Origin of the sequence: Ancylobacter sp., from assembly GCF_965249975.1 — a bacterium.
Lineage (GTDB): Bacteria > Pseudomonadota > Alphaproteobacteria > Rhizobiales > Xanthobacteraceae > Ancylobacter.
In genome coordinates, this window is the sequence record NZ_CBDFNE010000003.1 from 395,006 (window position 1) to 417,225 (window position 22,220).

Here is a 22,220-nt window from a genome sequence, read left to right on the forward strand (position 1 = left end):
ATGCCCATCGTGGCGGGCCGCCTCCGGGAGGAGACAGCCCGAGCCTAAGGCGTTCCCCGCAGGGACTCCCAAACTCGGCCATCACAAACGCGGCTCTCACGAGCTGGCTTCATCGCGCGTGCGATCGATCTCGCACGTCACTGCATTGGCGCGACTTTACTTTGGGGAAGGGAAACACATGAGCGTAACCACTGCGGGGCCCGCCGGGAAGGCGGCTCCCATGACCCGCGAGGAAAAGAAGGTCATCTTCGCTTCTTCGCTCGGCACCGTCTTCGAATGGTACGATTTCTATCTCTATGGCTCGCTCTCGGCGATCATCGCGGCGCAGTTCTTCTCGGGCGTCAATCCGACCGCTGCCTTCATCTTCGCCCTCATGGCCTTCGCTGCCGGCTTTGCCGTGCGCCCGTTTGGCGCCATCGTGTTCGGCCGGCTCGGCGATCTCGTCGGCCGCAAATACACCTTCCTCATCACCATTCTGCTGATGGGCGCCTCGACCTTCGTCGTCGGCATCCTGCCCAACTACGCCAGCTGGGGCATCGCCGCGCCGGTGATCCTCATCATTTTGCGCCTCTTCCAGGGCCTCGCGCTGGGCGGTGAATATGGCGGCGCCGCCACCTACGTCGCCGAGCATGCGCCGAATGGTCGGCGCGGGTTCTACACGTCGTGGATTCAGACCACGGCGACGCTGGGCCTGTTTCTCTCCCTGCTCGTCATTCTCGGTACCCGCACCTATCTCGGCGAAGCGGCGTTCGCGGAGTGGGGCTGGCGTATTCCGTTCCTAGTGTCGATCCTTCTGCTCGCAGTGTCGGTCTGGATTCGTCTCACCCTGAACGAATCGCCGGTCTTCAAGAAGATGAAGGAAGAGGGCAAGACCTCGAAGGCGCCGCTCACCGAAGCGTTCGGCCGTTGGGAGAACGCCAAGGTCGGCCTCATCGCGCTGTTCGGCGGCACCGCCGGCCAGGCCGTTGTCTGGTACACGGGCCAGTTCTACGCCCTGTTCTTCCTCACCCAAACGCTGAAGGTCGATGGCTGGACCGCCAACGTCCTGATCGCCATCTCGCTGCTGATCGGCACGCCGTTCTTCATCGTGTTCGGCTGGCTGTCCGACAAGATCGGCCGCAAGCCGATCATTCTCGGCGGCTGCCTTATCGCGGCGCTGACCTACTTCCCGATCTTCGCGGCCATCACCCACTACGCCAACCCGGCGCTTGAGAAGGCGCAGGCCTCCTCACCGGTCACCGTCGTCGCCAATCCGGCCGAGTGCTCGTTCCAGTTCAACCCGGTCGGCACGGCGAAGTTTGTGAGCTCCTGCGACATCGCCAAGTCGTTCCTGGCGCGCAACTCGGTGAACTACGCCAATGAGGCGGCACCGGCCGGCACCGTGGCCAGCGTCAAGGTGGGCGACAAGGTCATCCCGTCGTTCAGCGGCGTCGGTCTCGACGCGGCGGCGATGAAGACCCAGAGCGACGCCTTCAACGCCAGCATGACCGAGGCCATCCGCGCCGCCGGTTACCCGGCGAAGGCCGATCCGGCCGCGATCAATACGCCCATGGTGGTGGTGCTGCTGACCATCCTGGTGCTGTTCGTCACCATGGTGTACGGGCCGATCGCAGCATGGCTGGTCGAACTGTTCCCGACCCGCATCCGCTACACCGCCATGTCGCTGCCCTATCACATCGGCAATGGCTGGTTCGGCGGCTTCCTGCCGACCACCGCGTTCGCCATGGTGGCGGCGACCGGCGACATCTATTACGGCCTCTGGTACCCGATCATCGTCGCCCTGGCGACCTTCGTCATCGGCCTGGTGCTGGCGCCGGAGACCAATAAGCGCGACCTCGAAAACTGGCACTGAGCCAGAGCAAGGCTCCCGGTTCCGCTCGGAGAGCCCCAGAAACGAAAGGCCCCGTCCTGCGACGGGGCCTTTTTTGTATTTAGATCGCCGGCGATGATTGCCGGCGGCCCCTCAGATCGCGGCCGCGACGACGATTTCCACCTTGTACTCCGGCGTCGCAAGCGCCGCCTCGACCGTGGCGCGAGCCGGCGTGTTGCCGGCCGACACCCACGCGTCCCACACCGCGTTCATTTCCGCGAAGGTAGAAATGTCGGCGAGGTAGATGGTGGCGGTCAGCAGCTTGGTCTTGTCGGTGCCGGCCTTCGCAAGCAGCGCGTCGATCTGGCCGAGAACGGCCTGCGTCTGCGCGGTCACGCTGTCGCCCTTGGCAACCTGGCCAGCGAGGTACACAACGGACCCGTGGACCACGGCCTCGCTCATGCGCGGGCCGACTTCGATTCTGGTGATGCTCATCTGCTGAAACTCTGGATGTAACGGGAAACGGGGCGGCCAAAACAAAGCCGGCCGGTGCGTGGGGCACCGGCCGGCTTCCTATCACAGGAAGATGCGAGCGTCCCGTTCAGGGAGCGCTGGTGGGCACCGGATTGCCCATCGGGCCGACCGTGCCGATCGTGAAAATCTGCACGCGGCGATTGATCGGGTCCTGCGGCTTGGAGGGCACCTGCAGCGCCTCCTGGCCGAGGCCGACAGCCTCCAGGCGATCCGGCGAGATGCCGAACACCACGACCAGCGCCTGCACGATGGCGTTGGCGCGCTCCTGGCTGAGCTTCAGGTTGAAGGCGCGCGTACCGGTCGTATCGGTGTTGCCGACCACGATGAACTTGTAGTTCGCCAGGATCGGGTGGTGCATGGCGTCGGCGATGGAGCCGAGCGTCGCGTAGGACTCCGGACGGATGATGTCCGAACCAAGCGCGAACTGGATCTGCACGGTGATCTGCGCGAGCTTGTCGAGCCGCTTGGCGATCTCGGACTTGTCGAGCGTCAGCGGCTGGTTCTTGGTGACGGCGTCCTGCGCCATCTGGCGCAGCACCTGGGCGGTGAGCGACGGGTCGAACATGGTGGCCTGCGACAGGCCCTGCATGATCTGCGCGTCGGAGTCAGCGGTCTGCGCGGTCGCGGCGCCGGCCAGCGGCGCGGCGAGCGCGGCGGCGAGGGCGAGCCCGCCGACGAAACGGGTGATACGGGTCATGATCTGTCTCTTTCCCTAGCGTTTCGTCGTTCCGTCACTGCCACCAGCCGGCATCGACCAGAATGTCCTTGCAGGCCGGCCGGATCACCTTGCTGGCCGACTGCAGGCAGGTCAGGATGTTGGCATCGCCCGGCTGAACGCCGGCGCAGGCCTGGCGGATGTTCGCGTTGCACACATTCCAGGCGTCGCCCTGCGCCGCAATGCGCTTGGCGATAGAAGCCCGCGCGGCGGCATAGTCGTCGAAGCACTGCTGCGGCACCTGGTCCTGATGCGCCATCAGACAGTTGCGAACCTCACCCGTGCCGAGATTGGCCTTGGCACAGAACTTTTCGATCGAGGGGCCGCAGTTCTTGGCGATCAGCGCCCCGGCCTCGGCATAGCTCATCGTCTGGGCCGACGCGCTGCCGGCCATGCCGGCCAGCAGCATCGCCGCCAGTCCGAACAAAAATCGCTTCATAGTCCAGCCTCCCAAATGGCGTGCCCGCGGTGGTCGTCACCCCGGGGGGATTCGGCACGCGCCGGTGCGAACGATTTCCCAAGGATTCGTCTCGCAGAAGGCCGCGCTTGGCGCAATGGCGTATTTTGTCGGTTTTCGGCAGATAGTCGGTATTTCAGGGGTGGATACGACTTCGCATCCTTTTACCAGCGGCGATGGACCATCCTACCGGCACCGAGTGAGCGCGCTGGGGCGAACTGAGGGTGTCGCAGCACCGGGCCGCGCGCCTTGACAGCTCCGCCGGGCCGCCGCAGGCAAAGGTCAGTTCACGGGGGACCACGAATCTTGAAACAGCTGCTTGCGGCCGTGACGGCGGTGCTGGTCACCAGCGCTCCCGCCCTCGCCCAGTATTATCCGCCGCCCGCGCCCTATCCGCCGCCCTACGCGCCGTCTTATCCGGCTCCTTACCCACCGCCCTACCCTACGCCGGACCAGGCCGACGATGCCAAATGCCGGTCCTGGGGGCTTGTGCCGGGCACCCGCGCCTATTCCGACTGCCGGATCACGCTCGATCAGAATCGGTCGCCCCCGCCGCCGCCCTATCCCTATCCGCCAGGTCCGGGCCCCGGGCCGGGGCCCCGGCCAGGTCCTGTGGAGATTTCCGACCGGGACGCCCTCAATTACTGCGAGAAGGCCGCACGGACGGCGCCCGCCTACCCCATCGTGAAGCTTGCCGCGAAGTCTGTGCGTCCCGGTCGCGAGAAGGTGGTGACGCTCTCATTCAGCGTCATCAAGTCCCCTGGCAAACTGGGTTTCTGGAATGTCGAATGCCGGTTCCGCGGCGGCAAGATGACGAGCTTCAGCGGGCCGAGGTGAGTGCCAGACCCGAGGTCGACTACGCGTCCGTCTTGACCGGACGGCGGCCATCGGCGAAGAGAAACGGTCGCTGCCGGCACGATGGCCGGCGCGGCCAAGGGCATCGACCGTGTTTCCGTCGCTCGGGCGGGCCATGTCGGGGCCGAGCCGGGGCCGGCTTAGCACAGCGGTAGTGCAGCGGTTTTGTAATTGGAGGGCCGAGAGGCTAGAAGACGAGTCGGATCATGCGCTTAAGCCGCGCGCGGTCCGAGTAAGTACCGAATAGGCACCGGATTTCGGTGTCCGAGGGCCGGATTAGCACAGCGGTAGTGCAGCGGTTTTGTAAACCGAAGGTCGGGGGTTCGATCCCCTCATCCGGCACCATTCACCACCCAACGGCAGGCGCGCGCCAGAACGCTCCTTTTTCCTCTCATTCCTCGTCGGAATAGCGCTCTTCCTTCCAAGGATCGGCGTGGTTGTGGTAGCCGTTCTCCTCCCAGAAGCCGCGCTTGTCGGCGACGACAAACTCGATCTTCTTCAGCCATTTGGCGCTTTTCCAGAAGTAGAGATGCGGCACCACCAGTCGCGCCGGGCCTCCATGCTCGATGGTGAGCGGCTTGTCCTCCCAGCTGTGGACGATGAGCGCGTCCTCGGCCGCGAAATCCTCCAGCGCCATATTAGTGATGTAGCCGTCATAGGAGTGGACAAGCACGAAGCGCGCGCTCTCACGCGGCATCACCACGTCGAGCAGGTCACGGGTGGCGAGGCCTTCCCAGTGATTATCGTAGCGCGACCACGTGGTGACGCAGTGAATATCGGTCATTTCTCGGGTCTGTTTCTGCGCGCGGAAGGCCGCCCAGTCCCAGGAAATGGGATTTTCCACCTCCCCGGTTATGTCGAGCCTCCAGCGATCAAGGGCGATACGCGGCTGCATACCGAGGTCGAGCACCGGCCAATCGCGCACGAGATGCTGGCCGGGCGGCAGCCGGTCCTCTTCCGGGCGTGCGACGCGACCGGTGAGGAACTTGCCGGCTCGGGCCCAGGCACGCTTGGTACGGGTGAGTTTGCTGTCGGGCGGGAGGTCCCCGCCCTCGTCAGCGGGGAGATGCGGCGCGGGTGTGTCCGCCATGGACCGGGCTCCTTCTCTGGAGGGACGCCCGATCCTATCAGTGTCCGGCGGCGCGGGCTTTTCCTTTCCCACGCCGCCCCTTCACATTCAGGCATTCACGCGGCTGTGTTCGGCAGGCGACGCGTCCGGCGCGGGGCTGTGATGATGCCCCGCAACGGCCTGCCCCGCCGCCGTCGGCCGGCGCTTGCGCTGCAGCATGTTCAGGCCTTCCACCAAGGCCGAGAAGGCCATGGCGGCATAGATGTAGCCCTTCGAAACATGGGCGCCGAAGCCTTCCGCGATCAGCGTCGTGCCGATGAGCAGCAGGAAGCCGAGAGCGAGCATCACGATGGACGGGTTGCGGTTGATGAAATTCGCCAGCGGGCCGGCAGCGAAAAGCATGGTGAGCACCGCAAACACGACGGCGATGACCATGATCGGAATGTGCTCGGTCATGCCGACCGCCGTGATGATGCTGTCCACCGAGAAGACGAGGTCGAGGATAAGGATCTGCACGATCGCAGCGCTGAAGCTGACCTGCAGGGTGCCGCCGAGCGACGCCTCCTGCTCGTCATGCGGCGCCATGCTGTGATGAATCTCCTTGGTCGCCTTCCACACCAGGAAGAGGCCGCCGGCGATCAGGATGATGTCGCGCCAGGAGAAGGGATGGCCGAAGACGGAGAACACCGGCTCGACAAGGGTGACGATGATGGCGATGGTGCTGAGCAGGCCGAGACGCATGACCAGCGCCAGACCGATGCCAATCCGCCGGGCGCGGGGTCGGATATCTTCAGGCAGCTTGTTGGTCAGGATCGAAATGAACAGGAGGTTGTCGATGCCGAGCACGACTTCCATGGCGACAAGCGTAACAAGCGCCGCCCAGGCCGCCGGGCTGGCGGCAAGTTCCATCAAATATTCCACCGGATCACTCCCCAGAGATCGCCAAGAGACGGGTCGGCACAGCCATGGCCGCGCGGCGCATTAACGCACCAACGGGCCGTTCGGATCGAGAGGGGGGTAAAATAATCATCTGCGAGACAATCCTGCCGGCGCGACGTCGGAAAGCGATCCGACATCACGCGAACGCCGGCGGCTCGCGTCAGAGGGGCCCGGATCAACGGGTCGTGAGAAAGTAAGGCAGACGCGCATCAAAGCCAGCCGTCCATTGCATGACAGATTGTCGCACCCTCGACAAGTTGATGGGGCAGCCATATACGACTTTTAGTTGCTTCCGATGAGCGGCCACTACCTCACATTGGTTATTTGCGACAGTGGCTTCCACGCGCGGATTTACCGTGTCATCGTCCGTTCATCGCCCCGAACTAGAGCGAACGCCGTTTCGCCCCCCGGGGGCAAAGGGAGGTACTGATGACCCGCTTTTCTCGTCGCGACCTGATGAAGGCCGGCGCCTTCGCGATCGCCGCGCCCGCCGTGCTCCGCGCCCACGACGCGCTCGCCACCTCCGGCTCGCTCAACGTCTATGCCTGGGGCGACTATTTCGACAAGAACACCCTGCTGGCCGACTTCACCAATGCTACCGGCGTCAAGGTGAATCTGTCGACCTACGGTTCCAACGAAGAATGCGAGAACAAGCTGCGCGCCGCTGGCGGCAAGGGCTTCGACATCATCTTCCCGTCCGTCGACACCGGCCCCAACTACTACAAGGACAACCTGCTCCAGCCGATCGACGAGGCGAAGTTCCAGTCCTCGCTGATCATCCCCTCGATCTATCGTAACTCACTCAAGCTCGGCGCGGCCTATCGCGGCAAACGCTATCTCGTGCCGTTCGACTGGGGCACCGAGGGCATCACCTGGGATTCCACCAAGTTCCCCGGCAAGAAGTCCGGAGAGATCTCCTATGGCGACATGTGGCTCGCCGACCACCCGAAGCAGACCGCCATCCGCCAGAAGTCGGTGTTCAACGGCGTCGCGCTCTATCTCGACGCCACCGGCGAGCTGAAGTCGGACCGCGGCATGGACCTCTACAAGTCCGAGGCCGATTCGCGTCGCGTCTTCGAGGGCGTGCTGAAGTACATCCTCGCGCATAAGGGCAATATCGGCGCCTATTGGAACAACGCCACCGAGGCGACCGCCGCCTTCACCGACGCTGGCTGCACCATTGGCCAGACCTGGGATACGACCGGCATCCTGCTCCACCGCAACACCGACAAGAAGTGGAGCTACGGCATGCCGAAGGAAGGCGGCCTCGCCTGGACCGACACGCTCGGCATCCCCTCGGGCGCCGCGAATGTCGAGCAGGCTTATGCCTTTGCCAACTTCATCTACCAGCCGGAAGTCGGTGCCCGCTTCGCCAACACCACCGGCTACAACAGCTGCGCCGCTGGCGCCCAGCAGTTCCTCTCCGAGGAAGCCCGCGCGGCGTTCGATGCGGCCTATCCGGCAGGCACCATCGACAATCTGTTCTGGTGGCCGATGCAGACGGACTTCTACGCCAAGCTGCGCGGCGAGTATGTCGAGAAGCTGACCAACAGCTGATACGGCGCTGTCACACGACACCACGGCATCTCCGGGCCTCGCCCGGGGGTGCCCGCCGCCCCGGCGGAATGCCTCGATGACGTGGACGGCCGGACAGAACGGCCAGGACGGACCCCACCATGGCTGATGCGACCCCGCTACGCGGCAAAGACGTGCGTCTCGACAAAGTGTCGATCCGCTTCGGCGATTCCACTGCCGTGCAGCCAACCGATCTTTCCATTCACGCGGGCGAGTTCTTCTCCATTCTCGGGCCCTCCGGCTGCGGCAAGACCACATTGCTGCGCACCATTTCCGGCTTTATCGAGCCCACCGCCGGTCGGGTGCTGATCGGCGGCGAGGACATGGCGGGCAAGGGCCCGAATGAGCGCCCCACCGCGCTGATCTTCCAAAATCTCGCCCTCTTCCCCCTGATGAGCGTGGCCGAAAATGTCGCCTTCGGGCTGGAGGCACGCGGCATCCGCAAGGCCGAGCGGCTGAAGCGCGCGCAGGAACTTCTCGAACTCGTGGCGCTTGGCGGCTATGGCGACAAGAAGCCGGCCGACCTCTCCGGCGGCCAGCGCCAGCGCGTCGCCATCGCCCGGGCGCTCGCCGTCGAACCGGCTGTGCTTCTGCTGGACGAGCCGCTTTCCGCGCTTGACCTCAAGCTTCGGCAACATATGCGCAGCGAGCTGCGCGCCATTCAGAAGCGGGTGGGAATCACTTTCATTTACATCACCCATGATCAGGGCGAAGCGCTCGCCATGTCCGACCGCGTGGCGGTGATGAGCCGCGGCAAGCTCGAACAGGTCGCGGACGCTGATACGCTCTATGCCGATCCCGCGACGCCCTTTGTCGCCACATTCGTCGGCGAGCAAAACGTGCTCCGCGGCACAGTGGCTGGCGTCGCCGACACACGGGCGGTGGTCGACACATCCATCGGCCGCCTGGAGGGGCGGGTGAAGGGCCCACTTCGCCTCGGCGAGGAGGCACTCCTCCTCGTCCGCCCTGAACGCATCGTCCTTGGCGGCACGGACGCGAACACCGTGGCCGTCCGCCTCGCGGCCCGCAGCCTGGAAGGGGCGTCCGTGCATCTGCAATGCGCCGCCGCCGGCCAGACTCTCACCGTTACCGTGCCGAACGGCCCCTCGGTGCGCGAATTGCCGGACGAACTGACCTTGTCCTTCGGCATCGATGACGCACTCATTTATCCCGTGGGAGCACTCGCCCATGGGTAGCCTCGCCCGCGCTTATGGCCGGCCCCTCGCCGCTGTCATTGTCGGCATCGCTGTTGCCTGGGTACTCGTGCTGATTCTGGTGCCGCTGGGAGCCATGGTCGAGCAGTCGCTGTGGTGGCGGGAATCAAAGGGCGACGTGTCGCTCACCATCGACCGGCTCTACAACGACATTTCGCTGATCGAACTCGACCGGCAGGCCGAAACCGACCCCGCGAAGAAGGCGGCTTTCGACCAGAGCGTGGCGGAGAAGCAGGCCGAGATTGCCACGCTGGAAGCGCAGGAAAAGAACCCGCCGAAGAGCTACGGCATCGCCAACTTCACCCGCATGAGCGGCCTGCATTTCTACATCTTCGTGCGCACCATCTTCTACGCTCTGCTGGTGACGGCACTGGCGCTCGTCGTCTGCTACCCCGTCGCCTATGTCGTGGCGCTGGCGAGTGGCCCACGCAAGGCGATCATCCTGATGGTGGCGCTAATCGTCCCCTATGCGATCAACGAATTGCTGCGCGTCTATGCCTGGCTGATGATCCTGGACTATCGCGGCGTCATCAACGGCGTGCTGCAATGGATGGGGTTCATCAATCTCGATGCCCGCGAGTGGATACCGTTCCTGGAAAATCCTTCCGCCGTCTTCCTGGCGATGATCTACACCTATGTGCTGTTCATGGTGTTCCCGATGGTGAACACGCTGGAAACGCTGGACCGCAACCAGATTGAGGCCGCACGCGACCTCGGCGCCTCGACGCTGCGCATCCACCGCCGCGTCATCATCCCGCACGCCAAACCAGGCATCGCGGTGGGCTGCATTATGACCTTCATGCTGTCGGCCGGCTCCTACTCCGTGCCGGCGATCATGACGCGCGGCCAAGGCGGCGACTGGTTCAGCCAGCTCGTGTACCGGCAGTTCTATGAGGCGAACAACTGGAACATGGGTTCGGCCTATGCCGTGTCGCTGCTCGTGGTCTGCACCGCCTTCATCCTCCTGATGATGCGCCTGTTCGGCGTCGGGTTGAGGGACATCGCGAAATGAGCACCGCCACGGAGAGCGCCAGCGCGCGGCTGGTGCTGAACATCTATATCGGCCTATTCGTGCTCTATCTCTTCCTGCCGCTGGCGGTGATGTCGGCGGCCGCCTTCAACTCCTTCGATTATCCCTCTGTCACTCAATGGCAGGGCTTCACCCTCAAATGGTTCGTCGCCCTCGCCCATGACCAGCGGCTGCTGCAAGGCCTGGTGAACTCCGTGCTGGTGGCGCTCGGGGTCATCGTGGTCTCGATCCCGGCCGGCCTGTCGGGGGCACTGATCCTCACGCGGCTGGGACAGCGTTCCGGCACGATGCTCTATTCCGTGCTGGTGTCGCCAGTGCTGACCCCCGGCATCATCCTCGGCATTTCCAGCCTGATTTTTTGGCGGGAGTTTGGGGTACCGGGCGGGCTGTTCGTTGCGGTCATGGCGCAGTCGAGTTTCATCGCGTCCTACGCGATGCTGCTCTTCCTCGCCCGCCTGCAGCGACAGGATCGTACGCTGGAGGAAGCCGCACTCGATCTCGGCGCCAGCCACACGCTCGTGTTCCGGCGCATCACCCTCCCCTTCCTGGCACCGACCTGCTTCACCGCTGCCGTGGTCGCATTTCTGCAGTCCTTCGAGAACTACAACACCACGGTATTCGCCATCGGCGGTGAGTGGACGCTCGTGACCGAGATTGCCTCGCGCCTGCGCTTCGGCCTGTCCCCGGTCATCAATGTGGTCGGCGTGATCTTCGTGGCGCTGACGCTTGTCGCCGCCATCGCCTATGTTGTGTTGCAGAAGAAGCCCAAGGCTTAGAATCCACTGCCAACCCAGACATGAGCTCAGGCAGACACGCCGGGCCCGATACTAAGCCGGCTATCATCACCCGAACGTGATGACGCTCGTCGTGACGGCCTCACGCTGCGGCACTAGCCTGCGGCACCCCTCAGGACCCCACGCCAACATAACGGAGCCAGCGATGAGCCAGATGTCCCGCCGCCATGCGCTTGCCGGTGCCGCAGGCCTCGCCGCGATGCCCGCCGCCCTGCCGCTGCTCGCAACGGTCTCCCCCGCCGCAGCGCAAACCGCCACAGGCCAGCAGGTACCGGGACTCTATCGCTACCGTGTTGGCACGGCCGAGATGACCGCCGTGAATGACGGCATGCGAACCTTCCCGCTGACCGACGGCTTCGTGCGAAACGCCTCCCGCGAGGAGATCAATGCCGCGCTGGAAGCCGCCTTCCAGCCGAAGGACACAATGTCGATCCCGTTCAATCCGCTGCTCATCAATAATGGCGGCAAGCTCATTTTCATCGACACCGGCAATGGTCCCCAGTCCGGCAATGCGCCGGTCGGGCGTCTGCAAGCCAATTTGGCCTGGGCGGGCGTCAAGCCGTCGGACATCGAGACAGTGGTGATTTCCCACTTCCACGGCGACCACATTAATGGCCTGCGCACCGCCGATGGCGGGCTCGCCTTCCCCAACGCGGAGATCCTGGTACCGGAAGCGGAATGGGCGTTCTGGATGGATGAAGGCGAGATGAGCCGCGCGCCGGAAGGGCTAAAGGGCAATTTCACCAACGTACGCCGGGTGTTCAAGGATATCGACAGCAAGGTCAACCGCTATGGCTGGGACAAGGAGATCGTCCCCGGCCTGACGAGTGTCGACGCTTCCGGCCATACGCCCGGCCACACCGCCTTCATCTTTGCCTCAGGCAATGAGCGCCTGTTCATCCAGTCCGACACAACCAACACACCGATTCTGTTCGCTCCCCATCCGGAATGGCAGGTGCAATTCGATATGGATGGGCCCAAGGCCGCGCAGACCCGTCGCCGCATCTACGACATGGTGGCGGCGGAGCGGCTCCAGCTCACGGGCTACCACTACCCCTTCCCCGCCACCGGCTTCATCCGGAAGGAGGGCAAGGGCTACGCCGTCGTTCCGGCGCTGTGGCGCCCGGTGCTTTGACGCCGGCTGGCCGGTCGTGACTTGGCAAGACCGGCGGGGCGGGGCTATGTCTCGCCCCACCTGTTTCTGAACGGAGGACCGCCATGTCCGACACTCTTCCCGACCGCCTCTCGAGCGACCCGAACAGCCCCTTCCACAATGCGGAGCTGCTGGAGCGCGGCGTCGGCATCCGTTTCAAGGGCGCGGAGAAGACCAACGTAGAAGAATATTGCGTCAGTGAGGGCTGGATCCGGGTCTCAGTCGGCAAGGCCAAGGACCGTGCCGGCAATCCGATGACGGTCAAACTGGTGGGCCCGGTAGAGCCCTATCTGCGCACGCCGGACGAGTGAGCGTCTCGACGGCGCACGGTGCGTACGTGTAGACCAGCACCGTGCCGTCGCCGCCTTCCGGCCTTGCCATTCTATCGCATCGGGCTGTCCGCATGAACGAAGTCGCCCGCCCCGCTGGTCCGAGCCTTACCGAGGTTGACGCATCAGCCCCCACGAACCGTATCGCCTTCGTGGCCAGTGAGGCGCCGGACGCGCTCCAGGCCCAGGGCCGGCTCGCGGCGCGCTATGGCACCGTGCCGGCGGAAGACGCTGATGTCGTCGTTGCGCTTGGCGGCGACGGCTTCATGCTGCAAACGCTGCACCGCTTCCGCGACAGCGGCACGCCGATCTACGGTATGAATCGCGGTTCGGTCGGCTTCCTCATGAACAGTTTCCGTGAGGAGGACCTGCCCGCGCGTATCGCCGCGTCGCAGCGGGTGGTGATCCATCCGCTGATGATGGAAGCGACCGACATCAAGGGTCGCCAGCACCGGGCCTGGGCGATCAATGAAGTGTCACTCATTCGCCAATCCTATCAGGCGGCGAAGCTGCGCATCGCCATCGACGGCAAGGTGCGGATGGAGGAGTTGATATGCGACGGCGTTCTCGTGGCGACGCCGGCAGGATCAACGGCCTATAACCTCTCCGCTCAGGGCCCGATCCTTCCCATCGGCACGCCGCTTCTGGCGGTCACCCCCATTTCCGCCTTCCGGCCGCGCCGCTGGCGCGGGGCGCTGGTGCCCGACCGCGCGCGCGTCGACATTGCGGTGATGGAGTTCGAGAAGCGTCCGGTGAATGCGACCGCCGATCATTTCGAGGTACGCGACGTGGTGGCGGTGCGCGCACGGCTCGACGCAAATTCCTCGATGACCATGCTGGTCGACCGCGATCACTCGATTGAGGAACGCATACTGGCCGAACAATTTGGCTGACGAGCGCTCATGCCGCGAGGGTTTGCCGTTCCGAACGCTCGCGCGCCTCGCTCTGCCAGCGGTGCAGCATGCCGACGATGCGATTGCCCTGCGCACTCTCACCGGCCTCTTCATAAGCCGCGAGCACCTCGTCGAGAATGCGCAGGCGTAGCCCCGGCTCCTCGTCGAGATCGTCGACATAAGCTTCGGACTGAACGACGCGCAGCGCGGTGCGAAAGGCAATGAACGCCCCGCGCGGCATCCCCAGCCGGTCATAGAGCACACGGAAGGCCTCGCCCGAACGATCGGCAGCGAGAGCCGAGACGTGGTTGACGCCGATACCGGAGAGGACGGAGACCGCCTCAAGGAAAAGCCGCATCTGGCCCGACAGCAGCGAGCGCAGCACCAGCGCGGAGGTCAATTCGCCCCTGGCCTGCAGGTCCTGCACAAGAGCGCGTGTCTGGGTGAAATCCGTGGCCGCGATCTGCGTCACCGTGGCCTGGTCAGCGGCCTCGCGCGCCAGCCGCGCCGCCTGCTGCGGCGACAGCCATTGGCGCTCTTCGACAAAGGCCGACAGCGCGCCGGCCACAACACGGATCAGCGCCTGATGCGCCGCCGCCGGCAGGTCCGGCCGGCCGAGCAGTGCTTCGCGCACTTCCGGCACCCGTCCGAAACGCGACACGATATGACCGAGGGCGAAGCCCGGCACGTCCGCCGTCGGGTTACTCACAAGCGCCAGCACGACCTCGACACTACCGACCTCTGCCAGCAAGGCGGAGACGGGCGCCGGCAGGCTCGCCCGTCGCGCAATCGCTTGCTGTTTGTCGGCCTCGCCATCCGCACAAAGGGCAATGAGTTCGCGCACGTTAAGGACGGCAGAATGTTTCAGCATGGTCTCGCCCGCCGCCCCTGGAAGCCGCGCAAGCTGAAGCGCCACATCGGCCGGCACAAGAGGATGGCGGCACAGGGCGGAAGCGAGCTGAAACTGGACCATCGGCGAGGGGTCGGCCACCAGTGCCGGGAGGGCCTCATCGATCTCGGCACGCTCGGTCGCGCCCAGTTCGGGGCGCACATAGGCGCGGGCCAGAGCCGCAACCGCCTTCACCCGCGCATCCTCCGGAGCGGTACGCGCCCAATCCAGAAACTGCCGCACGATCATCGCGCACTCCCGGCCCGGTTCATCACGACAGCGATCGTGCACCGCAGCAACTTAAGAAAGCGTTGACCATAGAAAACGGGACGGCCGACTGTCAGTCGCCACTGCCGTCCTGCCCATCCAGCGCATCCGGCGTCACCTGATCACCGACGCGTACCTCGACCGACTCGTTCTTGCCCGTCTCGACCGTGAACACCTTCGAGTAGGTCTTCCCCTGGTAACGAGCGACAGCCGTGTACTCGCCTTCGGCCAGCACAAAGGTGGGCTCGGGATTGATCGATTCCTTGACGCTGTCGCCACCCGGCGTGCCGATCGACCATTGCGTCTCGGGCATGGGATCGCCGCCGGCCACCTTCACCAGCCGCAACGTCACCTCGCCCGCGCGGTGGTGCAGTGTCGCATCCGTCACCTTGCCCGCCGCCACCGCGAGATCCGCCTGGATCACCGCATTGCCGTCGCCATAGGTCGAGACGACGTAATAATCTCCGGCCGGCAGGATAATGAGATCTCCCGGATTTGCGCCACGGTAATAGGGGCGGCTCGACGCCCGTCCCTGCAGGAAGCTGCCCTCGAACAAATCGTAGGTGACCTTGTCCGCCGGCACCGGCTTGTCGCCGACATCACTGTGCAGCGTCACCGCACCGGCCGGGACGATGAGTTGCTCGCGCCGCGATTCCTCACCGACCACGATGCGCCGCGCGACGCTGGCTAGGCCATAGGCCACATGCACCACATAACCACCGGGCGAGAGGAAGAACACCGGCGCGGGATCGGCCGCTTCTGCCACCAGCGGATAGGCACCGGACGCTTCCGGCCGGTCGGCGAAGACGCGCCAGACGAGACCACGCGGAATCAGCCCGTCCTTGTCGCCGAAACGGGCACTCATGCCGATCGCGACCTTTCCTGCCGGCGGCTGCGGCAGGATCGTGTGCGGGTCGCCCCCCTCGGCGCGTCCAGTGGCGGGTATACGCGCCGCCGGCCCGGCCGCGCCTGAAGGCGGGGAAGACGGTGCCGGAGCACCGACAAAAGGCATGGCTCGAGATGGCTGAACCGGCGCCGACGTGAAAGGTTGGGGCGATCGCGCTGGGGATGGCGCCTGAAATGGGGCGAGTTGCGCTACGTTCCCCGTCGGCGACGAAAGCGTCACCTGCGCCAGGGCATCGCCGCCGGTAATGATAATGGCGGCCATGCTCAGTACCGCCGCACATCGACGAACGGGTGCGCTGGACCTAAGCCTGAGCGCTCGCCGGGTATGGCCAAGGAACCGTAGCACGAGGGGAAGGAAACGTTGCGACATAGGCGCTGTAGGTGCCTTCAAACAGAGGCGAATTCAAGTCATCGGAATGCCCGATGATCGCCGGAGCCGCTGCTTCGAGCCCATCCGAGAACGAAGAGAAAAGCGAGTGCCCCCCGCTGTCGCACACCGACCGAGCGCGGCTTCCCGCGGGGATAAAACCGGGTCGTGTCCTCAGCCGCCCTAAGTCTTGAGCGACGCCCTCCATCGGCCCGCGCCGCGCTTGGCGCTGCCCAGATCCACGACGCGAAGGCACGACGAAGAGGCGCCCGCAATTTCCGTCTGAGGCGGGAGCGCTGCCGGCATTCCGCTGTTTCCCTGGAACTTGCAGGCAATGACGCTCCGATCGGACATGAACAGAGTCCTCCGCAACGGGACCTCGCAAATTGTCAGGATCGCTATCCGATTCACCGTATGCCCCCCGCGCCGTCACCGCCAGTTCCGGCGCGAAGTCGCGCCTCCCCTCCGAGGGACCATCCCCTGAGCGGCGAGGAGGCCGCCGTCCGGCGGAACTTGGGCCGCTCCAGAGTGGCTGGATGCCAGATGCGAAGGCGCGCGGCGAGGGAACCGGGGCGGCACCATCAGTGCGAACGGCCGGATGCTCCCTGTATCTCGCCCCCCTTCCGAAGGCGTCGGCCATCGCATCACCGACAACCGGTGGGGAGCCGGCAAGGGCGTCGATTAACACTTCTTGCACTGGCCGCAGACGACTGCGCCGGTCTCGCCTGTGTGGAGATCCCGCCCGATTACCGCGTGGCACGACGAAGCGCCTTATCAAAGCACCCGGACCCCGGCCACGCGGCGCCCGAAGCCAGCGGGTGGCCGCTGACCACGAACCAGCGCTATCGCCAGACTGTTCCGCGAAGTGCGTCGCATGCTGGGCATCCAACGTATCGCAACGTGCACTACACGCCGAAGACCAACGGCGAGGCCGAGCACTTCATCCAATTCCAGCTGCGATGTGGCCTATTATAACCGTTCCGGTCTTTCCATCGAAGGGCCGCGGACCTGCCAAGCGAGTCAGTCAGAGAGGGCACTGCCGAGCCTCGCCCGACGACCGCCAGTTCAGCCCTCGCAGGAACGACCTGATCAGACGCACATCTTGGGACTTCATTAATCGGCTCGCGCGCAGGGCATCACTGTCGTCCCTCCGATCCGCCGGCAGGGCGCGTCTCGATCAGCAGATGGCCCCGCCTTCGGGAGAGCGACCAAGCCCTAGTATAATCACGTTGTGATTCTCCGAGCCGCATTCCCGCGCCCGTGAACTGCCGGCCCGTCCCTCCCCGAGGTGGCTCACCCCGCTGCCTCGCCGCTCTTCCAGCGCGCTCACCGTGGAACTTTGCCCATGACTGCCGACAGCTCCACCCTCGACCTGCTCCGGACACGCAAGAGTCCCAAGGTGTTCGACCTCGCCTTGCCGGGCCCGAATGAGATCGAGCTCGAGTCTATGTTGGCGATAGCTACGCGCGTACCGGATCACGGCAAACTCACGCCGTGGCGCTTCATCGTATTCGAAGGCGAGGGACGGGTGCGCGCCGGCGATGCCATCGCGACCGTCTTCAGCCTCGACAACCCCGGAGCGGAGCCGGAACGAATCACTCTTGAACGCAACCGGCTCTGCCGCGCACCGCTCGTCATCGCCGTCGTTTCGCGAGCAGCGCCGCATGTCAAGATACCGGAATGGGAGCAGACCCTTTCGGGCGCGGCGGCCTGCACACTGCTGTTGCTCGCCGCACACGCTCATGGCTATGCCGCCACCTGGCTGACGGAATGGTACAGCTACGACCCTCGCATACGCGCCACCCTGGGCTTGTCTGACGAGGAGCGCTTCATCGGCTTTGTCTATATCGGCACGCTCGCCCGTCCGCAGGAGGATCGCCCCCGGCCCGCCCTCGCCAATCTCGTCACGCGGTACTGATCCATGTTCTACGAACCTGCTCTCGGCAATCACGGCCTACCGCACAATCCGCTGAAGGCGATTGTGGCGCCGCGACCGATCGGTTGGATTTCGACATTGTCTCCGCAGGGAAGGCCTAATCTCGCTCCCTACTCCTTCTTCAACATTGTCAGCGAGAGCCCGGATATCGTGATGTTCTCCAGTGCGGGGCTGAAGGACACTGTGCGCAACGCGATGGCGACCGGGGAGTTTGTCTGCAATCTCGCCACGCGCGAATTACTTGATCGCGTGAACATCACCTCGACTCCGCTGCCCCCTGGCGAGAGCGAGTTCGAATTAGCGGGACTGGCCCAAGCGCCCTGCCGCCTTATCCGCCCACCACGTGTCGCGGCTTCTCCCTGCGCTCTCGAATGTGTCTGGATTGACACAGTCGAAATGACCGATCGCCGCGGCCATCGGGCCGGCTATCACGTCACCTATGGCGAGATCGTCGGCATCCATATCGATGATCGATTCATCGAGGAGGGCCGAGTCTGCACCGAAAAGTTGCAGCCCCTCTCTCGTGCCGGCTACTTCGACTACTCGTGGATCGACACTGTTACATCTGTGCCGCGCCCCCGCTAACGGCCAATCCGGGATGGGCGCAGCCAACGCTGCACGCCATCCCCCGTTCGCCGGTCCAGCAAGTTTGCGAGCGGAAGCTAGCAGGCAACCGCCTGCACATATCCGGTAGCGGCGTAATCCAGCATCACTCGATCGCGGGTCATCAACCGGTAGCCCTGGTCACGTGCTGTCGCGATCAGCACACGGTCGACAGGGTCGAGAGGTGGCAGGCCCGGCAGGAAAGATGACGCGATCAACGTCTCGGGGTTCATGAGCGCGATGCTCATACCAGGCAGGCCGGTAAGCGCCGCAAACCACTTTGCCGGTTCCATCGCCAGCCGCACCCTGCCCTGCTCTACCAACCGGCCGAGTTCCCAAGCGGACATTGGCGAAACCGAAATCGGCGCCCCGCGCAGCCGAGCTTCGATCAGCGTACCCCTGGCCTCGTCCGAGATCGGCGCTCCTTGAGCCACCCAAAGCGCGGCGCAGGTATCGAGAAGAAGCGGCATGCCCATGACTAGTTCTCCTCGGTCCACTCGCGCCCAACTTGCGGATTATATTCCTTTGTCGAACCTTCCGACGATGGCAGGGGCTCCGTCTGCCAGGTATCGTCTGACGGCTCGATTTGATGAATGGGCGTGCCTTCACCCACTCCATCGTACAGGTAAATTGGAGACGTGCTGGGCAGCGTCAAATCGGTTCCAGGCTCGATATGAACCGTCCCTTTTAACCCACCGAACAATCCGGCCAAGGGAGACCCCGTCGACGCTGGCGCAACCCGACTCGCATCTCCCGTCGAGAGCTGGGGATTGCTACGAGAGAACACCAGCCTTCGCGCTGTCATGTCTACGTCTTCTGAACGAAACCCGGCTGCCAGCCATGCTTTGGTCATCACACTGTTGGTTGGGTTGTTGCTCCACCAAGCCCTGTGATTGAACGCCGATTGCGGAAGTTTTGATCCAACAATCCGCTCTATATCCTCGAACGACATTGCTATTTTTGGCTGCGTACGACTTGCCAAGAATGTCGTCAGCGAACTGTATTTGGACATGACGAGAGCCTCCCGATCGCTCTAGATTCTACACATACATAAGTTACTAAAGTACCCTTGCACATTCAAGAGCCGCCAAGTCGGCTGGGGGCGCGCGGACATCGCCCTCGATTCGGCTCCGCCCGATACGTCACGATCGCAAGTTTGCCACAGAGGACTCCGGATAATAATACCATTAACTTAAAACACATCTATGTGTATCCAGCACATATCAGACATTGATATAGATTATTTAATTTATTAGCTTTACTACACAAGTTATTGTTTTTTATCGTTTTTTATACGCCACCTTATCGACTGCCTCCTCCTTCGATTCACTGCCTAATTAGAGTATTATAACTATTTCATAAATACATAAGTTTATGCCGAGAGTAAGGACGAGCAGTTTACCTCTGGTCCGGGCAACTGGATAAGCCGAGAGCGAGTATCGCAAGCTCCCCAGATAGAGGCATCGCCGGTTTAGTGCATATAATCTGCGCCTACCCAACGGCGTATCGCTGAATCCAAGCCGGACCTCGTGAGCGATTAGACCGCAAACTCGACCCGTGTTATCGGCTTTCAGTTACTCCTGAGGAGTTACCTCCATTTGCGCACAAGGCACCCGATAACTTGGTTACGATATAACTTATAAAATATTGATACGGCTAGATTTTTGAGTTTCTGACACTCGCCGTTTTGCGGCACATTTTGGTCGATTCTGCCTGCGCTTCAATTGGTACATGTTCAAAAGTTCAACTGTGTATGCTTGACCACGTTGTTTGAGCGGAACCGCAATTAGAAATAGGCACCGACGAACACTCGAAGCCCGAGCCTCGCGCCGCTGAGCATCCTGAAGCAAATGCAACCAATGTCCGCTTTAAGGCAACGACTTGTTTACCAAAACTGCGTTAAGATTCGGGAAATGAGATCGAAGGGGTTGCGATATGCCTACACTTGATCGTCGTACCGTTCTTGCGCTGTGCATGGCTAGTGCGGCGGTCGCCCTAGCAGGCTGCAAACGGACCTCCGCCACCGGTACTACCCTGCCCTCCGCCAGCCTAAACTCGGCCGCGACGTTCTCGGATCGATACGGTGCCGTTGCGGATAAATTTCCTATTACAGCTGTCGACACCTCCCAGATCAACCCCACTTTCCTCCGCCGCGAGGTTGCCTATCAATCGGCCTATCCGGCGGGGACGGTTGTCATAGATCCGGCCGCGCACTTCCTCTATTTGATTCAGCCCGGTGGCACCGCCATGCGATATGGCGTCGGTGTCGGCAAGGAGGGGTTTGGCTGGTCGGGAGTGGCCACGATAAACTCCAAACAGGAGTGGCCAGATTGGTACCCCCCAAAGGAGATGATCCAGCGACGCCCGGACATTCAGGCGCAACTCACTAAGCTGCAGGGTGGCGACGGGGTACCGGGAGGCTTGTCCAACCCACTAGGCGCCAGGGCGATGTACCTCTGGCAGGACGGGAAAGACACACTCTATCGCATCCATGGGACGTTGGAGCCCGAGACCATCGGCACAAATGTCTCTTCGGGCTGTATCCGCATGATCAATCAGGACGCCATCGATCTCTATGGGCGTGTAGGGGTGGGCACGAAGGTCGTCGTGCTCGGATCAAAGGGCGCCAGTTGAGCCCGCTTGGCCGGCATCTTCCGTACAATCTCTGCGCGCATCGACAACGCACACCTTCCCCGAGCCTTAGGCGGCACAATTCGTGATATTTGAGTGACACGTTAGCGGCGCAGGCAGCTCTGGAGGCGGTTAGATGAGTGGCAGAATCATCACTATCGCGCAGCAGAAGGGCGGCTCCGGCAAGACAACGCTGGCCGCCCATCTCGCTGTGGCTCTTTCACAACGCCGTCTCGAAGGAGAGCCAAGCCGCGTGGCCCTGCTGGACTGTGACCCTCAGGGGAGCCTGGGCGAGTGGTTCGAGGTCCGGGAGAGAACTCTGGGAGACGAAGCGACCGGGCTCTCATTCCGTACCGCTTCAGGCTGGGGGGCCCGACGTGAGGCGCGCAGCCTCGCCCGCGATCACCATTTCATCATTATCGACACCCCCCCGAAGTCGGACGTCGAGTCGCGTCCGGCTATCGAGGTGGCCGATCTGGTGGGAGTGCCTGTCCAGCCGACTCCTGTTGATCTGTGGGCCACCCGGCCGACGCTGGAGATGATCAACAAGGAAGGAGCCTCCTGCCTTCTGATCATCAATAGGGCTCAACCCCGAGCGGCCTTGACCAAGGAGATCGCCTCCGCCATCGAAGCTCTCGCCTATCCCGCTGCTCACACACGGCTCGGCAATCGTGTTGGCTTCGCCGCCAGCATGGGGCAGGGCTTGACGCTGCTTGAGACGGAGCCAGGCTCCAAGGGCGCTCTGGAAGTGGAGGCGCTGGCAGCAGAGTTCACGGCTCTGCTCCGCAGTTAGCTGCACTCGCGAGGAAGCCTGTCCTGGCGGTGATTTCACGGCCGGCTGCGACGGCCGGTACCGGTGCCACGCCGAACGGTAGATAAGAGTTGCCGCTCGGCGCCGTCCCCGTCCCCTTTGTAGATGCGGTCGATTGGATCGTCCCTTCGTACAGTCGGCCATTCATACAGGCGCGGCAGCGGTGGTTGACGGCTGAACTCCCGGAATGCCCCGCTTAGCCAAAACATTCGGCAACAGCCGCGCGACCGCCGATCTGCTATGGAGCTGCTCCCCGCTTTCCCGTTCGATGGCAGCCGTTTGGCGCGCCGGCTCTGCGGCATCCGCGGGGCGGCCGAGCCTAATGGGAAGCCACGCGGGCCGTCGCGACATCGCCCCTTAGCGTTTCGATCGGCGTCGCCTGGGTCGCGGCGCGCTTGGCGCCGGTGAGGTGGCTGCCGGCCGCGTCCAGGCGATGTCACTTA

At 63.5% G+C, this 22,220-nt stretch carries 22 protein-coding genes and 1 tRNA gene; 14 read left to right on the forward strand and 9 right to left on the reverse strand.

The annotated features are described in order from the left end of the window. The first annotated feature begins 220 nt into the window (after positions 1 to 220). Entirely contained in the window at positions 221 to 1,852 is a 1,632-nt protein-coding gene (locus ACP2AH_RS02140) for an MFS transporter (protein WP_425104281.1), read from the forward strand. Positions 1,853 to 1,963: 111 nt separating this feature from the next. Here the strand turns inward: ACP2AH_RS02140 and ACP2AH_RS02145 are convergent, their stop codons facing one another. From ACP2AH_RS02145 to ACP2AH_RS02155, 3 genes are all read right to left on the reverse strand, one after another. Beyond that, positions 1,964 to 2,305, reverse strand: coding sequence for a RidA family protein (locus tag ACP2AH_RS02145; RefSeq protein WP_421697470.1), 342 nt, complete (start codon positions 2,303 to 2,305; stop codon positions 1,964 to 1,966). Between the two features lie 106 nt (positions 2,306 to 2,411). Next, positions 2,412 to 3,041: an OmpA family protein gene (locus tag ACP2AH_RS02150; RefSeq protein WP_425104282.1), complete on the reverse strand. Its 630-nt coding sequence runs from the start codon at positions 3,039 to 3,041 to the stop codon at positions 2,412 to 2,414. 34 nt (positions 3,042 to 3,075) lie between these two features. Then, positions 3,076 to 3,498 carry a hypothetical protein gene (locus ACP2AH_RS02155; RefSeq protein WP_421697468.1) on the reverse strand — a complete coding sequence of 141 codons (423 nt, stop codon included), beginning with the start codon at positions 3,496 to 3,498 and terminating at the stop codon, positions 3,076 to 3,078. Between the two features lie 324 nt (positions 3,499 to 3,822). On the opposite strand from ACP2AH_RS02155, the gene ACP2AH_RS02160 reads away from it, so the two are divergent. After that, positions 3,823 to 4,353 (forward strand): hypothetical protein, encoded by a 531-nt coding sequence (locus tag ACP2AH_RS02160; protein WP_425104283.1) that lies wholly within the window; start codon positions 3,823 to 3,825, stop codon positions 4,351 to 4,353. Between the two features lie 288 nt (positions 4,354 to 4,641). Then, positions 4,642 to 4,716: transfer RNA gene (locus ACP2AH_RS02165), tRNA-Thr, on the forward strand. Positions 4,717 to 4,762: 46 nt separating this feature from the next. Here the strand turns inward: ACP2AH_RS02165 and ACP2AH_RS02170 are convergent. Beyond that, positions 4,763 to 5,461, reverse strand: coding sequence for a sulfite oxidase-like oxidoreductase (locus ACP2AH_RS02170; protein ID WP_425104284.1), 699 nt, complete (start codon positions 5,459 to 5,461; stop codon positions 4,763 to 4,765). 87 nt (positions 5,462 to 5,548) lie between these two features. Then, complete coding sequence (locus tag ACP2AH_RS02175; protein WP_425104285.1) at positions 5,549 to 6,361, reverse strand: TerC family protein; 813 nt, start codon at positions 6,359 to 6,361, stop codon at positions 5,549 to 5,551. Positions 6,362 to 6,808: 447 nt separating this feature from the next. Here ACP2AH_RS02175 and ACP2AH_RS02180 point away from each other — a divergent pair, with 447 nt between their 5' ends. The 7 genes from ACP2AH_RS02180 to ACP2AH_RS02210 all read left to right on the forward strand — a co-directional run bounded on the left by ACP2AH_RS02180 (position 6,809) and on the right by ACP2AH_RS02210 (position 13,367). Further along, positions 6,809 to 7,936 carry an extracellular solute-binding protein gene (locus tag ACP2AH_RS02180; protein WP_425104286.1) on the forward strand — a complete coding sequence of 376 codons (1,128 nt, stop codon included), beginning with the start codon at positions 6,809 to 6,811 and terminating at the stop codon, positions 7,934 to 7,936. 119 nt (positions 7,937 to 8,055) lie between these two features. Further along, complete coding sequence (locus ACP2AH_RS02185) at positions 8,056 to 9,150, forward strand: ABC transporter ATP-binding protein (RefSeq protein WP_425104287.1); 1,095 nt, start codon at positions 8,056 to 8,058, stop codon at positions 9,148 to 9,150. Next, complete coding sequence (locus ACP2AH_RS02190) at positions 9,143 to 10,180, forward strand: ABC transporter permease (RefSeq protein WP_425104288.1); 1,038 nt, start codon at positions 9,143 to 9,145, stop codon at positions 10,178 to 10,180. Before ACP2AH_RS02185 ends, ACP2AH_RS02190 begins: the two co-directional genes overlap by 8 nt. After that, positions 10,177 to 10,974 carry an ABC transporter permease gene (locus ACP2AH_RS02195; protein WP_425104289.1) on the forward strand — a complete coding sequence of 266 codons (798 nt, stop codon included), beginning with the start codon at positions 10,177 to 10,179 and terminating at the stop codon, positions 10,972 to 10,974. Before ACP2AH_RS02190 ends, ACP2AH_RS02195 begins: the two co-directional genes overlap by 4 nt. Before the next feature lie 163 nt (positions 10,975 to 11,137). Next, the gene (locus tag ACP2AH_RS02200) at positions 11,138 to 12,127 is read left to right on the forward strand and encodes an MBL fold metallo-hydrolase (protein ID WP_425104290.1); all 990 of its coding nucleotides are present in this window, start codon (positions 11,138 to 11,140) and stop codon (positions 12,125 to 12,127) included. 83 nt (positions 12,128 to 12,210) lie between these two features. Continuing rightward, positions 12,211 to 12,456 carry a DUF3297 family protein gene (locus tag ACP2AH_RS02205; RefSeq protein ID WP_307022962.1) on the forward strand — a complete coding sequence of 82 codons (246 nt, stop codon included), beginning with the start codon at positions 12,211 to 12,213 and terminating at the stop codon, positions 12,454 to 12,456. Positions 12,457 to 12,548: 92 nt separating this feature from the next. Beyond that, positions 12,549 to 13,367, forward strand: coding sequence for an NAD kinase (locus ACP2AH_RS02210; RefSeq protein ID WP_425104291.1), 819 nt, complete (start codon positions 12,549 to 12,551; stop codon positions 13,365 to 13,367). Between the two features lie 7 nt (positions 13,368 to 13,374). Here ACP2AH_RS02210 and ACP2AH_RS02215 read toward each other — a convergent pair whose 3' ends face one another. Beyond that, positions 13,375 to 14,505 carry a DUF2336 domain-containing protein gene (locus ACP2AH_RS02215; RefSeq protein ID WP_425104292.1) on the reverse strand — a complete coding sequence of 377 codons (1,131 nt, stop codon included), beginning with the start codon at positions 14,503 to 14,505 and terminating at the stop codon, positions 13,375 to 13,377. Between the two features lie 91 nt (positions 14,506 to 14,596). After that, on the reverse strand, positions 14,597 to 15,388 hold the full coding sequence (locus ACP2AH_RS02220) for a hypothetical protein (protein WP_425104293.1): 792 nt from the start codon (positions 15,386 to 15,388) through the stop codon (positions 14,597 to 14,599). Between the two features lie 1,753 nt (positions 15,389 to 17,141). On the opposite strand from ACP2AH_RS02220, the gene ACP2AH_RS02225 reads away from it, so the two are divergent. Further along, positions 17,142 to 17,714: a nitroreductase family protein gene (locus ACP2AH_RS02225; protein WP_425104294.1), complete on the forward strand. Its 573-nt coding sequence runs from the start codon at positions 17,142 to 17,144 to the stop codon at positions 17,712 to 17,714. Between the two features lie 3 nt (positions 17,715 to 17,717). Then, positions 17,718 to 18,317, forward strand: coding sequence for a flavin reductase family protein (locus tag ACP2AH_RS02230; RefSeq protein WP_425104295.1), 600 nt, complete (start codon positions 17,718 to 17,720; stop codon positions 18,315 to 18,317). A gap of 77 nt (positions 18,318 to 18,394) precedes the next feature. Here the strand turns inward: ACP2AH_RS02230 and ACP2AH_RS02235 are convergent, their stop codons facing one another. Continuing rightward, positions 18,395 to 18,811, reverse strand: a complete 417-nt coding sequence (locus ACP2AH_RS02235) for a type II toxin-antitoxin system VapC family toxin (protein WP_425104296.1) — start codon at positions 18,809 to 18,811, stop codon at positions 18,395 to 18,397. A gap of 2 nt (positions 18,812 to 18,813) precedes the next feature. After that, the gene (locus ACP2AH_RS02240; protein WP_425104297.1) at positions 18,814 to 19,347 is read right to left on the reverse strand and encodes a DUF7662 domain-containing protein; all 534 of its coding nucleotides are present in this window, start codon (positions 19,345 to 19,347) and stop codon (positions 18,814 to 18,816) included. Positions 19,348 to 20,270: 923 nt separating this feature from the next. On the opposite strand from ACP2AH_RS02240, the gene ACP2AH_RS02245 reads away from it, so the two are divergent. Together ACP2AH_RS02245 and parA are read left to right on the forward strand one after the other, a co-directional pair. Beyond that, on the forward strand, positions 20,271 to 20,969 hold the full coding sequence (locus tag ACP2AH_RS02245) for a L,D-transpeptidase (protein ID WP_425104298.1): 699 nt from the start codon (positions 20,271 to 20,273) through the stop codon (positions 20,967 to 20,969). Positions 20,970 to 21,102: 133 nt separating this feature from the next. After that, positions 21,103 to 21,759, forward strand: a complete 657-nt coding sequence (parA, locus tag ACP2AH_RS02250; RefSeq protein WP_425104299.1) for a ParA family partition ATPase — start codon at positions 21,103 to 21,105, stop codon at positions 21,757 to 21,759. Positions 21,760 to 22,220 lie beyond the last annotated feature (461 nt).

Excerpts from the sequence above, each read along its gene's own strand:
- ACP2AH_RS02200 (WP_425104290.1), top strand. The coding sequence starts at position 11,138 with ATGAGCCAGATGTCCCGCCGCCATGCGCTTGCCGGTGCCGCAGGCCTC.
- ACP2AH_RS02225 (WP_425104294.1), top strand. The coding sequence starts at position 17,142 with ATGACTGCCGACAGCTCCACCCTCGACCTGCTCCGGACACGCAAGAGT.
- ACP2AH_RS02155 (WP_421697468.1), bottom strand. The coding sequence starts at position 3,498 with ATGAAGCGATTTTTGTTCGGACTGGCGGCGATGCTGCTGGCCGGCATG.
- ACP2AH_RS02140 (WP_425104281.1), top strand. The coding sequence starts at position 221 with ATGACCCGCGAGGAAAAGAAGGTCATCTTCGCTTCTTCGCTCGGCACC.
- ACP2AH_RS02205 (WP_307022962.1), top strand. The coding sequence starts at position 12,211 with ATGTCCGACACTCTTCCCGACCGCCTCTCGAGCGACCCGAACAGCCCC.
- ACP2AH_RS02195 (WP_425104289.1), top strand. The coding sequence starts at position 10,177 with ATGAGCACCGCCACGGAGAGCGCCAGCGCGCGGCTGGTGCTGAACATC.
- ACP2AH_RS02180 (WP_425104286.1), top strand. The coding sequence starts at position 6,809 with ATGACCCGCTTTTCTCGTCGCGACCTGATGAAGGCCGGCGCCTTCGCG.
- ACP2AH_RS02230 (WP_425104295.1), top strand. The coding sequence starts at position 17,718 with ATGTTCTACGAACCTGCTCTCGGCAATCACGGCCTACCGCACAATCCG.
- ACP2AH_RS02150 (WP_425104282.1), bottom strand. The coding sequence starts at position 3,041 with ATGACCCGTATCACCCGTTTCGTCGGCGGGCTCGCCCTCGCCGCCGCG.
- ACP2AH_RS02235 (WP_425104296.1), bottom strand. The coding sequence starts at position 18,811 with ATGGGCATGCCGCTTCTTCTCGATACCTGCGCCGCGCTTTGGGTGGCT.
- ACP2AH_RS02245 (WP_425104298.1), top strand. The coding sequence starts at position 20,271 with ATGCCTACACTTGATCGTCGTACCGTTCTTGCGCTGTGCATGGCTAGT.
- ACP2AH_RS02190 (WP_425104288.1), top strand. The coding sequence starts at position 9,143 with ATGGGTAGCCTCGCCCGCGCTTATGGCCGGCCCCTCGCCGCTGTCATT.
- ACP2AH_RS02210 (WP_425104291.1), top strand. The coding sequence starts at position 12,549 with ATGAACGAAGTCGCCCGCCCCGCTGGTCCGAGCCTTACCGAGGTTGAC.
- ACP2AH_RS02240 (WP_425104297.1), bottom strand. The coding sequence starts at position 19,347 with ATGTCCAAATACAGTTCGCTGACGACATTCTTGGCAAGTCGTACGCAG.
- ACP2AH_RS02185 (WP_425104287.1), top strand. The coding sequence starts at position 8,056 with ATGGCTGATGCGACCCCGCTACGCGGCAAAGACGTGCGTCTCGACAAA.
- ACP2AH_RS02145 (WP_421697470.1), bottom strand. The coding sequence starts at position 2,305 with ATGAGCATCACCAGAATCGAAGTCGGCCCGCGCATGAGCGAGGCCGTG.
- ACP2AH_RS02170 (WP_425104284.1), bottom strand. The coding sequence starts at position 5,461 with ATGGCGGACACACCCGCGCCGCATCTCCCCGCTGACGAGGGCGGGGAC.
- ACP2AH_RS02220 (WP_425104293.1), bottom strand. The coding sequence starts at position 15,388 with ATGAGTGCCCGTTTCGGCGACAAGGACGGGCTGATTCCGCGTGGTCTC.
- parA (WP_425104299.1), top strand. The coding sequence starts at position 21,103 with ATGAGTGGCAGAATCATCACTATCGCGCAGCAGAAGGGCGGCTCCGGC.
- ACP2AH_RS02215 (WP_425104292.1), bottom strand. The coding sequence starts at position 14,505 with ATGATCGTGCGGCAGTTTCTGGATTGGGCGCGTACCGCTCCGGAGGAT.